Source organism: Dactylosporangium cerinum, from assembly GCF_042653625.1.
Taxonomy (GTDB): domain Bacteria; phylum Actinomycetota; class Actinomycetes; order Mycobacteriales; family Micromonosporaceae; genus Dactylosporangium; species Dactylosporangium cerinum.
This window is the reverse complement of record NZ_JBHSIU010000041.1, coordinates 246,750-258,446: the sequence shown is the minus strand read 5'-3', so window position 1 is coordinate 258,446 and position 11,697 is coordinate 246,750. Positions and strand designations below refer to the sequence as shown.

The following is an 11,697-nucleotide window of genomic DNA, read 5'->3' as shown; positions in this document are numbered from 1 at the left end:
GTCAGCGCTCCTTCCGCAGCACGAGGCGCTGCACGCCGGTGAAGATGAGGATGATGACGAGCACGATGAAGGCGATGGCGGCGGCGCGGCCCATCGCGCTGTTCTGGAAGCCTTCGCGGTAGATGAGGTACGCCGGGGTGAGCGTGGTCTTCTGCGGACCGCCCGACGTCATCGCGTAGACCTGGTCGAAGACCTGCCAGGTGCCGATGACGCCGAGGGTCAGCACCAGGAACAGCGTCGGCTTGAGCAGCGGCAGCGTGATGCGGAAGAACCGCTGCCGGGGCGAGGCACCGTCGATCGACGCGGCCTCGTCGAGCTCCTCGGGGACGTTCTGCAGCCCGGCGAGGAACATCAGCATGAACGTGCCGGTGGTGGTCCAGGTGGCGAGGATCATGACGGAGCTGAGCGCGACGCTGGGCCCGGACAGCCAGTCCCACCACGACAGGTCCATGAACTCGCCGCGCAGCGCGCCCGGCGCGGCGTCGACACCGACCGCGCGCAGCAGCAGGTGCAGCAGCCCGTCGGAGTCGTCGAGCCAGACCAGGTCGACCTTGCCGGGCAGCACCGCCGACAGCACGGTGTTGACCACGCCGGTCGGGCTGAACAGGAAGATGAAGATGAACGCGACCGCGATCGAGCTGGTCACCGACGGGAAGTAGAACGCGGTGCGGAAGAACGTGCGGCCCTTGAGCAGCCGGGCGTTGACGACGATCGCGAGCAGGAACGCCAGGAACGTCTGCGCGGGCACCACGCCGAGGACGTAGTACAGGTTGTTGCGCAGGCTCTTGGCGAAGTCGCCGCGCACGATGCCGGAGTCGGTCAGCAGATCGGCGTAGTTGGCGGCGCCGGCGGGTTCGGAGGCGCCGAGCGGGGTGAGCCCGCTCCAGTCGCGGAAGCTGACCCACAGGGCGAGGGCGATCGGCGCGACCATGAACACGCCGAGCCCGATGAGCGCGGGGGACATGAAGAGCCAGCCGGCCAGTCCCTGCCGGCCGTGGATGCGTGACATGCGGGACTCCCAGGGGGAGGGGCCGCCACCGCGGGGGGACGGCGGCGGCTCCGGTCGAGAGGATCAGCCGAGGATGTCGGTCCCGGCTTTCTGTGTGCTGGTGATGACGTCGCCGACCTGCTTGTTGCCCTTGGCGAGGCCCTGGATCCCGTCGTTGAACGTGTCGATGGCGGTGCTGAAGCCGGGCACGAACACGGACTTCTTCGCGTAGTCGCCGCCGGCGACGAACGCCTTGAGCTCCGGCTTGTCGGCCAGCCACTTGTCCGCGAGGGACTTGCGCGACGGCATGACCGGGAACTCCTTGGTGACGGCGTACTGCTCGTCGGGCGAGGTGAGGAACTTGACGAAGTCGAGCGCGGCGGCCTTGTTCTTGGCCGCCTTGGCCACGCCGTAGCAGACCGAGAACGACATGGTGCCCTTGCCCTTGGGGCCGGCGGGGAGCTCGGCGACGGCGTACTTCGTGTTCGGGAAGTCGTTCTTCATCGCCCCGACGATCCAGTTGCCCTCGATCGTCATGGAGGTGAGGGCCTTGCCGAACGCCTCGCCGCCCCAGCCCGCGCCGACCGCCGCCGGTGTGCCGAACCAGCCGGCCTTGTGGTTGTCGGTCACGTACTGCAGGGCGGTGCGCATCTCGGCGGTGTCCATCGTCATCTTGGTGACGTCGTCGTTCGTCGGCCAGGCACCGGCCTGCGCCAGGAACGCGCCCCAGCGGTAGAACTCCGGCGCGAGGACCAGACCCGGGTGGCCCGGTTTGGTCAGCGCCTTCGCGGCCGCGGTCAGCTCGTCCCAGGTCGTCGGCGGCTTGAGGCCGGCGGCGGTGAAGTCGGCGGTGTTGTAGACCAGTTGCAGCGTCGAGAAGTCCTTCGGCGCGCAGTAGTAGGTGCCCTTGTAGGTGAAGGACTGCTTGAGCGTGTCGTAGAAGTCGCCGGGGTTGTCGACCTTGTCGCCGATCGGCTCCAGGACGCCGTTCTTGCCGAAGTCGGGCAGCTTGTTGTCGTTGACGTAGAAGACGTCCGGCGGCTCACCGCCGGACAGCGCGGTGGTCAGCGCCGTGTCGTATTCGGGCAGGACCTTCAGGTCGACGGTGTTGCGGCCCTGTTTGTTGTAGTCGTCCACGGCCTTGCGCAGCACGGCGTCCTCGGCGGGGGAGGAGGAGAACGCGAACATCGTGAGCTTGGCGCCGGTGGCGTTGCCCTCGGTGCCGCCGCCGCTGCCGTCGTCGCCGCACGCGGCGGTGAGCAGCACGGTGGACAGCAGGATGGTCAGCAGGCGGGATGGTCGGATCATGGCGGTCGCTCCCAGGGGGTCGGAGAAACACTCAATGCGGGGCGCTGGAGGCCCGGACGATCAGCTCGGGTGCCAGCAGTTGCCCGGTCGGCTCGCCGGGCGTCTCGCCCGTGACGGGGCCGAGCAGGGCGCGGATCATCGCGTGCCCGACGGCCTCGATCGGCTGCCGCACGCTGGACAGGTCGAGGGCGCCGGCGGTGGGGGTGTCGTCGAAGCCGACGACGGCGAGCCGGGCGTGCCGTTGCCGCACGGTGCGCAGCACGCCCGCGGCGAGCGTGTCGGTGGCGGCGACGACGGCGGTGGGTGGGGTGGGGTGGTCCAGCAGTGCCTCCGCCAGCCGTGACCCGGTGGCGAGGGAGTCCTCGCCGCGCAGGTCGAGGTGGTGCGAGCCGTCGAGCAGGCCGTGCTGGTCCAGGGCGGTGCGCCATCCTTCGGCGCGCCGGTCGCCGACCGTCGCGCCCTGCGGATAGCCGACGAACGCGATGCGCCGGTGGCCGCCGGCGACGAGGTGCTCGACCGCGGCGGCCGTGCCGGCGGCGTTGTCGATGTCGACCCACGGGTGCTCGGTGTCGGCGCCGGTCCGGCCGAACGCGGCGAACGGGATGCGCAGCTGGCGCAGCCCCGGCGGTCGCGGGTCGCCGGACTGGATGCCGTAGAGCACCACCCCGTCGATCGCGCCGGCCCGGTGCAGGGCCTGCACGTTGGCGACCTCGTCCTGCGGGTCGTCGGCGGTGAACAGCAGCAGGTGACGGTCGGCGGCGCGGCCGGCCTCGGCGAGGGCGTGCAGGAAGCGGTCGTGGATGCTGCCCAGGGCGTGCGGGTGCATCGGCTCGATCCGGTAGCCGATCATGCGTGAGGTGGCGGCCCGCAGGGACTGCGCGACCCGGTTGGGCCGGTAGCCGAGCTGCTCGATCGCCGTCTCGACCCGGGCTCGGGTCTCGGGCCGCACCCGCTGCGGCGCGTTGAGCACGTTGGACACGGTCTGCCGGGACACGCCGGCGGCCCGTGCGACGTCCTCGACGGTCGGCGGGTGCATGTTTTCCTCCCAATGTCGTGTTGAACGTTCAAATCAGGTATTGCGGATTGTCCGTTTGAACGTTCAACATGGATGTTCGGACAGTCTCACCCCACCACCGGCTTGTCAAGAGGACCCCATGGCGCAGCCCTACCTGCACGAGCACGTGACGTGTGTCGCCGCACCGGCGACCTGGCTCTCCGACCATTCGGGCCAGCTCCGCGGCGGTGCCGACGGTCTCTACGTCGACGACCGCCGGGTGCTGTCCAGGCTGATCGTGACCGTCGAGGGCGCCGAACCGGTCCCGGTCCAGGTCCGCCGGACGAGTGCGGCCTCGGCCCGGTTCACCGCGGTGCTGCCCGGCCTCGGCGACGACGGGCCCGACCCGACCGTCACGCTCGAGCGCCGCCGCGAGGCCGGGCCGCGCGGCGGCACCGAGACCCTCATCCTGACCAACCTGTCCCACGCCGCACTCACCGTCGAGGTCGCCGCGACGTGCGAAACCGATTACGCGACCATGGGCGCGGTGAAGGACGGCAGGGGCACCGGGTCCACTGTGGACATCGGGGGTACCCCGGCCGCGGCGGACGACGGGATGCGGGTCTCCGTCGCGGCGGACCCCGCGCCGGACGCCGCCGGGGCGCTGCGCTGGCGGGTCACCGTCGCGCCCCGCGACAGCTGGAGCGTGCGGCTGCGCTTCACCCGCACCGACGTCGCGCCGATCACCCGGGTCGCCGAGCCCAGCCGGCTGCGCGTCACCGCCGACGACCGCCGCCTCGACGCCCTCGTGCGCACCGGCGTCGAGGACCTCGACGCGCTGCGCCACACCGACGGCGAGCACGTCTACTACGCGGCCGGCAGCCCCTGGTATCTCACCCTGTTCGGCCGCGACTCGCTCTGGGCCGCCCGGCTGGGCCTGCCGCTCGGCACCGCCGTGGCCGCCGGGACGCTGCGCGCGCTCGCCGCCCGGCAGGGCGTGCGGCACGACCCGGAGACCGACGAGGAGCCCGGCAAGATCCTGCACGAGGTGCGCCCCGCCGACGCCGCCCACTGGCTGCCGCCGGTCTACTACGGCACCGTCGACGCCACCGCGCTGTTCGTCAGCACCGCCGCCGACGCGTACCGGTGGGGCCTGCCGGCCACGGAGCTCGAACCGCTGCTGCCGCACGTCGAACGGGCCCTCGCCTGGCTCGCCGGCCATGACGGCTTCATCGCCTACCAGTCCAGCGCGAAGGGCCTCGCCAACCACGGCTGGAAGGACTCCGGCGACGGCGTGCAGCACGCCGACGGTCGCATCGCGAAGGGTCCGTTGGCGTTGTGTGAAGTCCAGGGGTACGCCTACCGCGCCGCCGTGGACGGCGCCTGGCTGCTGGACGCGTTCGGCCGCCCGGGGGCCGCCGGGTGGCGCGACTGGGCGGCGGGGCTCGCGGAGCGGTTCCGCGCGGCGTTCTGGTGCCCCGGCGGCTACCCCGCGGTCGCGCTCGACGGCGCCGGCGAGCAGGTCGACAGCATCACCTCGAACATCGGCCACCTGCTCGGCACCGGCCTGCTCACGGCGGGGGAGAGCGCCCGGGTCGCCGGGCACCTCGCCGGGCTGCGGTCACCGTTCGGCATCCGGACCCTTGCGCCGTCCTCGGCCGGGTACAACTTCCTGTCCTACCACCTCGGCTCGGTCTGGCCGCACGACACCGCGATCGGCCTGCTCGGCCTGGTCCGCGACGGGCACCGGCAGGATGCGGCCGCGGTGATCCGGGCCGTGCTGGACGCCGCCGCACGGTTCGACTTCCGGCTGCCGGAGCTCTTCGGCGGCGATGACGGCCCGGCGCCCTACCCGGCGTCCTGCCGGCCGCAGGCGTGGGCCGCGGCGGCCGGCCCGGCGGTGCTGACCGCGCTGCTCGGCCTGGACGCGGACGTGCCCGCCGGCCTGCTGCGGCTCGCCCCGCTCAGCCCGTCGCCCGTCGGCGCCTACCGGGTGCGGGGCCTGCGGGTCGGCGGCGGCGAGCTCGACGTGAGCGTCTCCGCCGCCGGCGCGGTCACCGTCCACGACGGCCCGGCCGGGCTCACCATAATTCAGTCTTGACTTATATAAGTCAGGAGTGACATCGTCGTGCCGTGCATGCGTTCGATGTGCTCGGCGACCCGGTGCGGCGCCGGATCCTGGAGCTGCTCGCCGACGGGGAACAGCCCGCCGGCGCGGTCAGTGACGCCGTGCGGGCGGAGTTCGGCATCTCCCAGCCGGCGGTGTCGCAACACCTGAAGGTGCTGCGGGAGTCCGGATTCGCCACCGTGCGCGCCGACGGCACCCGCCGCCTGTATGCCGTCGACGCCGCGCCGCTGCAGGAGGTCGACGCCTGGCTGGAGCGCTTCCGCGGGTTCTGGTCCCAGCGCCTGGACGCGCTCGGCACCGAACTCGCCCGCGGCAAGCGCAGACCACCGTCACCGAGAGAAGGGCCCAGACCGTGACCGACATCGTCAACCAGATCAACGCCGCGCACCGCGCGATCGGCAACCACCCGGTCGCCACCGGCGAGGGCCGTTCGGTGCTGTTGCGCCGCACGTACCCCGCCACGATCGAGGACGTGTGGGACGCCTGCACGGACCCCGAGCGGCTGGCCCGCTGGCTCGGCCAGGTCGACGGCGACCTGCGGCTCGGCGGCAGGTTCCAGATCAAGGACAACGCCGGCGGTGAGATCGTGCGCTGCGAGGAGCCGCGCCTGCTGCAGGTGACCTGGTCCTTCGGCGGGGGCGTGGACACCGAGGTCGAGCTGCGCCTCACGCCCGACGGCGACGACGGCACCGTGCTGGAGCTGGAGCACTCCTCGCCGGCCGGGTTCATCGACGAGATGGTGCGCACGTACGGACCCGGCGGCACGATCGGCATCGGCGGCGGCTGGGACATCGCGCTGTTCGGCCTGGACCGGCACCTGCACGGCGCCGACCTGGACCCGGCCACGTGGGAGAGCCTGCCCGAGGTGAAGGAGTTCGCGATCGGCGCCTGCCACGCCTGGGGCGCGGTGATCCAGGCGGCGTGGGGCACCGGTGACGCCGACATCGCCGCGGCCATCGCGATGGCCGTGCAGCAGTACGCGCCGGACGGCGCCTGACCGCGACCAAGGCCGCCGGACGGCGATCTCCCACCCGTGATCGCAAGTGCGGGGTGCGGGCCGGGCCCGCGCCCCGATCCGGGATGTGCCGGGCCGGACGACCGGTCAGCCCTTCAGCGCGCCCTTGACGAAGCCGCGGACGTAGTACCGCTGCAGCAGCAGGAACAACAGCACGCAGGGGACGGCGGCGGTGACGACGCCGGACAGCAGGGGGCCGTAGTCGACCGCGCCGAGGCTGCCGGACTGCAGGTTGAACAGCGCGACCGGCAGCGTGAACTTCTCGTCGTCGGTGATGAAGATGAGCGGTGCGACGAACTCGTTCCACGAGGCCAGGAACGAGAACAGCGCGACGGTCACGATGCCCGGCACGACGCCGCGCAGCAGGACGTGGCGCAGGACGCCGGCGGTGCCACAGCCGTCGATGAGGGCGGCCTCGTCGAGCTCGACCGGCAGGGCCTCGAAGGAGTTGCGCATCATGAACAGGCCGAAGGGCAGCTGGAACATGGCGAGCACCAGGGCGAGACCGATGAGCGAGTTCTGCAGGCCCAGCCAGTCGAGCATGATGTACAGCGGGATCAGGATCGTGCTGTGCGGCACCATCAGGATGGTCAGGGTGAGCATGAAGAGCAGGTTCTTGCCGCGGAAGGAGAACCTGGCGACGGCGTAGCCGCCGAGGGTGGTGGCCACGACGGTCACGGTGACGGTGATGAGCGCGACGAACGCGGTGTTGGCCATGTAGACCGGCAGCCCGCTGCCGTAGTCCAGCAGCCGCCGGTAGTTGCCCAGGCCGAGCGTGCCAGTGCCGGTGCGGCCGCGGAACGAGCTGTACAGCGCCCACAGCATCGGGGTCAGGAAGAGCACGGCGAGCGCCGCGCAGGTCGCGTAGACGCCGGCGGTGCGGGTCCGGGACCGTTTCATGCGGCGCTCCTGTCGGTGGAAGACCCGCGCAGGAACCGCACCTGGGCGCCGTTGATGACGTACAGGACGGCCAGGATGCCCACGGAGAGGGCGGCGGCGCGGCCGAGGTCCTGGGACGTGAACGCCTCGCGGTAGATGCCGATGACGACCGTGGCGGTGCCGTGGCGACCGCCGGTGAGGATGAAGAACTGGTCGAAGGCGAGCAGGGAACTGGTCACCAGGAGCACGAGGACGAGGGTCATGGTGGGGCGCAGCAGCGGCAGCGTGATGCGGCGCATCATCTGCCAGCGGGTGGCACCTTCGAGGGTCGCCGCCTCGTACAGGAGCGGATTGATCGACTGCAGGCCGGCCATGATGATGACCATGTAGTAGCCGGCGAACTTCCACGTGATGAGCAGCGCGGTGGAGAACAGCGCATGGTTGCCGTCGCCGAGCCAGTCGAGGCCGTCGTCGCCGAAGAGCCGGGCGAGCCCGTTCAGCGGCGAGGAGTCCTGGTGGAACATGCCGTAGAACAGCAGGCTGGCCGAGGCCAGGCCGACGGCCGCCGGCAGGAAGAACACGGTCCGGAACACCGCGACCACCGGGCCCGGGCGCTGCACGAGCAGGGCGAGCCCGAACGCCATCGCGGTCACCAGGACGGTGGCGATCGCGGTGTACTTGAGGCTGAAGACGACGGCCCGGGTGAACAGCGGCTCGCGCAGCGCCTCGTAGTTCGCCACGCCGTTCGGGGCCGAGTCGCCCAGCAACGGCCAGTCGTTGAGCGACATCCAGACCATCAGGCCGAGCGGGCCGACGAACAGCACCGCGACGATCACGGCCATGGGCAGTGCGTAGAGGAAGCCGGTGGAGCGGCGCGCCATGGCTCAGCCTCCGCTCAACGACGCGGTGATGCTCGCGTTGTGCCGGTCCAGGGCGGCGCCGACGTCGCCGGTGCCGAACACGGCGTCGGCAACGGCGGAGATCCACGGCCCGTTGGGGTCGTTGAACGTCTTGCCGAACGCCACCGCATACGGCGTCTGGCCCTTGCGCGCGATCTGCGTGAACGTCACCAGCCGCGGGTCCTGCTGCGCGTAGACGTTGCCGTCGAGGTCGCTGCGGACGGTGACGTACCGGTTCTTCGCCACGACCTCGACCTGCGCCTGCTCCGACAGCGTCCACGCGATGAAGTCCCACGCCTGGTCCGCATGCCGGCTGTTGGAGCTGATGCCGAGCACGTCACCGCCGGCGAACGACGACGCGCCGCCCTCCAGTCCGGGGATGGCGGCGACGCCGACCTGCAGCTGCGACGCCTCCTCGATGTTGCGCAGCGCGGTCGCCCCCATCGGCTGGATGCCGATCAGGCCCTCGCTGAACGCCTGCGTCCACGACGGCCCGCTCTCGTTCCTGGCGGCGCGGGGCGCCAGCCCTTCGGCGTACATCCGCCGGTACAACTCGAACACCTGCGTCGCATCGGGGCTGTTGAGCAGCGCGGCGGTGCCGTCGTCGGTGAGGACCTTCGAGCCGGACGCCCAGATCATCGGCCACGAGGTGGCGAACATGCAGTCGGGGCACGCGCCGCCGAAGTTGAACCCGTGCACACCGCCGCCGAGGGCGGTGAGCTTCGCCGCGAACTCGTGCAGCTCGTGCAGGTTCGCCGGGGGCCGGTCACCGTCGAGGCCGGCCCGGATGAACAGGTCCTTGTTGTAGAACAGCGCCGCCAGGTCGATGTCGTGCGGCACGCCGTAGATGTGCCCCGCGTGGGTGACCGCCCGCATGTGCGACGGCGCGAGGTGCTCGCGGAACCCCAGCGTGCCGACCCGCGCGGTGATGTCCGTGAACACCCCTTGGGAGGCATAGTTGGGGGCGTACACGACGTCGATGGCGAGGAGGTCCGGCAGCTGCCGGGTGCCGGCGGCCGCACCGACGCGCTGCTGGTAGGAGTCCGCCGGCATGACCGTGAGCTTGACCTTGTTGCGGTGGCTGCGGTTGTACTCGTCGATGAGCACCCGGCTGAACGAACCCGTCAGCGACCGGGTCCACATGGTGAGGACGGTGCCGTCGTCGACGGTGGCGGTGCCGGTCGCCGCAGGCCCCTCATGGGCGCGCTGACAGGCCGGCATGGCGAGCACGGCCGCGAGCGCCACCACCCACCGCCATCCGGCTTTCCGTGCTTCCATTGACCGCCTCCGCTCCGAGCGAATGTTAGCGATCACATGGATGTTGTCAACACCACCTTCAGGACGTTAATTCTTGGTACCTCCACCGCCGGCCGCTGATGTGAGCGATAACCTGCTCCGGCCGCCCCGCCCCCGCCCGGAACCGGGCCGACGGTGGCAAGATCGCCGATTTGCGATAAATGTGCGCATTCTCAACTAGCTTGCTGGTTGATATCAGCAGTCGGTGTTCGGGGGAACCATGTCCGCTTCGTACCGGGTCTGGGCAGGCGTTCTCGCCGCCGGCCTGTTCGTACTGTCCTCGGCGGTGGCCGTGGCACTGGCCCGGGCGGAGACCGGCGCCGCGCGTCTCGTGCAGGCCGCCGAGGTGCCCGTCGTGACGGGCGTGAGCCCGACCGTCGGCGCCGCGGGCACGACGGTCACCATCACCGGCACCGACTTCACCGGCGCGACCGGCGCCAGCGCGGTCACCTTCGACGGCAACAACGCCACGTCGTACACCGTCGACTCCGCCACCCAGATCACCGCGGTCAGCCCGGCCGGCACGGGCTTCGTCGACGTCGTCGTGCAGACCCCCGCCGGCTCTTCGGCTGCCGGGGTCCAGTTCGAATACCTGCAGCCGCCGGTCCTGTGCTGCTCGTCGCCGAGCTACGTCAACGTCGCGGGCGGGCAGACCCACACCGTCACCGGCCTCAGGCACGGCACCATCACCGACGTCAAGGTCGACGGTGTGTCCGCGTCCTTCACGAAGATCAACAACAACTCGTTCACCTTCACCTCACCGGCGCACGCCGCCGGCGACGTCGACATCGTCGCCACCGGACCCGGCGGCGACTCCAACGCCATCACCTTCCACTACGACGAGGCGCCGACGATCACGTCGATCTCGCCGGGGTCCGGGTCCGCCGGCGGTGGTGACACGGTGACGATCACCGGTACCAACCTCATCGGCGTCATGCTCGTGGAGTTCGGCACCGGCAACTTCGCCGACTTCAACACGATCAACGTCGGTCACACCGACACCTCGTTCACGATCACCACGCCGTCGCACGCGGACGGCTTCGTCGACGTAACCGTTTACGCCTACGGTGGCCAGGACACGGAGGTGGGCGGCTACGAGTACACGGGCAGCGCCGCCGCGTCGGTGGTCGGTGTCAAGTACGAGCTGACTCCGGAGGCCGCGAGCGCCTGCCTGGCCGCGCCGAGCGTGACCACGCACCCGACGGCGCAGACGGCGACCGTCGGCAGCCCGGTGACGTTCACCGCCGCCGCCTCCGGCAACCCGACGCCGACGGTGCGCTGGCAGACGTTCACCGCCGGCGGCACCTGGACCGACGTGCCCGGCGCGACGACCAGTTCGCTGACGTTCACCCCGGCACTGACCGATACCGGGCGGCAGTACCGCGCCGTGTTCCACAACTCATCCGGCGCCGACGCCGAGAGCAACGCGGCGGGGCTGACCGTCAATCCGGGGGTGCCGGGCGCGCCGACCGGGGTTCTTGCGGTGGCGGGCGTGTCGTCGATCGCGGTGAGCTGGACGGCGCCGGACACCAACGGCAGCCCGATCACCGGGTACCTCGTGAGCGCGAACCCGGGCCCGGCGACCTGCACGGCCACCGCGCAGGAGACGGGCTGCGTCCTCGGCGCGGAGGCCGGCAGGAGCTACACCGTGACGGTCGTGGCCACCTCGGCCGCCGGTAACTCCGCGCCCGGTTCGGGCCAGGCCGCCGCCACTCCGACGGCGCCGGTGGTGCCGACGACGCCGCCCGACACGAGCCTCACCCTGACCACCGACAAGGGCGCGATCAAGACCGCCGAACCCGGCCAGCAGATCGTGGTCATCGGCACCGGCTTCGCGCCGCACTCCACGGCGACGATCACCATCTACTCGGACCCGGTCGTCCTCGGCACGGTCGTCACCGATCAGGACGGCAACTTCACCAAGGCCGTCACGGTGCCGCCGAGCCTCGCCGCGGGCGCGCACACGCTCGCCGCGCAGGGCGTCGACCCGGACGGCAACCCGCACGCGATGAAGCTCAACGTCACCGTCGCCACGTCGAACCTCGCGGTCACGGGCGCACCGGTGGCGCGGCTCGCGATGGCCGGGCTGGCGATGCTGGTGGCCGGCCTCTTCGCCCTGCGGGCCGGCCGCGAGCGCCGCTTCGCGTCCTGACTCTCATGATCCGGAAGACCTTGTGTACCCAGGGGCGC

Annotated in this window: 10 protein-coding genes; 4 read left to right on the top strand and 6 right to left on the bottom strand. The window is 71.2% G+C overall.

Going from position 1 to position 11,697, the window contains the following annotated elements:
• Position 1: 1 nt before the first annotated feature.
• The 3 genes from ACFPIJ_RS30200 to ACFPIJ_RS30190 all read right to left on the bottom strand — a co-directional run bounded on the left by ACFPIJ_RS30200 (position 2) and on the right by ACFPIJ_RS30190 (position 3,332).
• On the bottom strand, positions 2 to 1,009 hold the full coding sequence (locus ACFPIJ_RS30200) for a carbohydrate ABC transporter permease (RefSeq protein WP_380119846.1): 1,008 nt from the start codon (positions 1,007 to 1,009) through the stop codon (positions 2 to 4).
• A gap of 63 nt (positions 1,010 to 1,072) precedes the next feature.
• Positions 1,073 to 2,296: a sugar ABC transporter substrate-binding protein gene (locus ACFPIJ_RS30195; protein ID WP_380119844.1), complete on the bottom strand. Its 1,224-nt coding sequence runs from the start codon at positions 2,294 to 2,296 to the stop codon at positions 1,073 to 1,075.
• A 31-nt stretch (positions 2,297 to 2,327) separates the two neighbouring features.
• Positions 2,328 to 3,332 (bottom strand): LacI family DNA-binding transcriptional regulator, encoded by a 1,005-nt coding sequence (locus ACFPIJ_RS30190; protein ID WP_380119840.1) that lies wholly within the window; start codon positions 3,330 to 3,332, stop codon positions 2,328 to 2,330.
• A gap of 118 nt (positions 3,333 to 3,450) precedes the next feature.
• Between ACFPIJ_RS30190 and ACFPIJ_RS30185 the strand changes: the two genes are divergently transcribed.
• Genes ACFPIJ_RS30185 through ACFPIJ_RS30175 form a run of 3 tightly spaced genes read left to right on the top strand, consistent with a single transcriptional unit; the run spans position 3,451 to position 6,415 of the window.
• Positions 3,451 to 5,391, top strand: a complete 1,941-nt coding sequence (locus ACFPIJ_RS30185; RefSeq protein WP_380119838.1) for a glycogen debranching N-terminal domain-containing protein — start codon at positions 3,451 to 3,453, stop codon at positions 5,389 to 5,391.
• Positions 5,392 to 5,423: 32 nt separating this feature from the next.
• Positions 5,424 to 5,774, top strand: a complete 351-nt coding sequence (locus ACFPIJ_RS30180; RefSeq protein ID WP_380119836.1) for an ArsR/SmtB family transcription factor — start codon at positions 5,424 to 5,426, stop codon at positions 5,772 to 5,774.
• Positions 5,771 to 6,415 (top strand): SRPBCC family protein, encoded by a 645-nt coding sequence (locus ACFPIJ_RS30175; RefSeq protein ID WP_380119834.1) that lies wholly within the window; start codon positions 5,771 to 5,773, stop codon positions 6,413 to 6,415. The genes ACFPIJ_RS30180 and ACFPIJ_RS30175 overlap by 4 nt, the downstream gene beginning before the upstream one ends.
• A 105-nt stretch (positions 6,416 to 6,520) precedes the next feature.
• Here the strand turns inward: ACFPIJ_RS30175 and ACFPIJ_RS30170 are convergent, their stop codons facing one another.
• From ACFPIJ_RS30170 to ACFPIJ_RS30160, 3 genes are read right to left on the bottom strand one after another with little or no spacing between them, the layout of a single operon-like run.
• Complete coding sequence (locus ACFPIJ_RS30170) at positions 6,521 to 7,333, bottom strand: carbohydrate ABC transporter permease (RefSeq protein ID WP_380119832.1); 813 nt, start codon at positions 7,331 to 7,333, stop codon at positions 6,521 to 6,523.
• Positions 7,330 to 8,193: a carbohydrate ABC transporter permease gene (locus ACFPIJ_RS30165; protein WP_380119830.1), complete on the bottom strand. Its 864-nt coding sequence runs from the start codon at positions 8,191 to 8,193 to the stop codon at positions 7,330 to 7,332. The genes ACFPIJ_RS30170 and ACFPIJ_RS30165 overlap by 4 nt, the downstream gene beginning before the upstream one ends.
• A gap of 3 nt (positions 8,194 to 8,196) precedes the next feature.
• The gene (locus ACFPIJ_RS30160; RefSeq protein ID WP_380119828.1) at positions 8,197 to 9,489 is read right to left on the bottom strand and encodes an ABC transporter substrate-binding protein; all 1,293 of its coding nucleotides are present in this window, start codon (positions 9,487 to 9,489) and stop codon (positions 8,197 to 8,199) included.
• A gap of 238 nt (positions 9,490 to 9,727) precedes the next feature.
• On the opposite strand from ACFPIJ_RS30160, the gene ACFPIJ_RS30155 reads away from it, so the two are divergent.
• The gene (locus ACFPIJ_RS30155) at positions 9,728 to 11,659 is read left to right on the top strand and encodes an IPT/TIG domain-containing protein (protein WP_380119826.1); all 1,932 of its coding nucleotides are present in this window, start codon (positions 9,728 to 9,730) and stop codon (positions 11,657 to 11,659) included.
• Positions 11,660 to 11,697: the final 38 nt, after the last annotated feature.

Bases quoted from the DNA above. Each gene is read 5' to 3' on its own strand.
- ACFPIJ_RS30200 (WP_380119846.1), bottom strand. From the start codon at position 1,009: ATGTCACGCATCCACGGCCGGCAGGGACTGGCCGGCTGGCTCTTCATG.
- ACFPIJ_RS30195 (WP_380119844.1), bottom strand. From the start codon at position 2,296: ATGATCCGACCATCCCGCCTGCTGACCATCCTGCTGTCCACCGTGCTG.
- ACFPIJ_RS30190 (WP_380119840.1), bottom strand. From the start codon at position 3,332: ATGCACCCGCCGACCGTCGAGGACGTCGCACGGGCCGCCGGCGTGTCC.
- ACFPIJ_RS30185 (WP_380119838.1), top strand. From the start codon at position 3,451: ATGGCGCAGCCCTACCTGCACGAGCACGTGACGTGTGTCGCCGCACCG.
- ACFPIJ_RS30170 (WP_380119832.1), bottom strand. From the start codon at position 7,333: ATGAAACGGTCCCGGACCCGCACCGCCGGCGTCTACGCGACCTGCGCG.
- ACFPIJ_RS30165 (WP_380119830.1), bottom strand. From the start codon at position 8,193: ATGGCGCGCCGCTCCACCGGCTTCCTCTACGCACTGCCCATGGCCGTG.
- ACFPIJ_RS30160 (WP_380119828.1), bottom strand. From the start codon at position 9,489: ATGGAAGCACGGAAAGCCGGATGGCGGTGGGTGGTGGCGCTCGCGGCC.
- ACFPIJ_RS30155 (WP_380119826.1), top strand. From the start codon at position 9,728: ATGTCCGCTTCGTACCGGGTCTGGGCAGGCGTTCTCGCCGCCGGCCTG.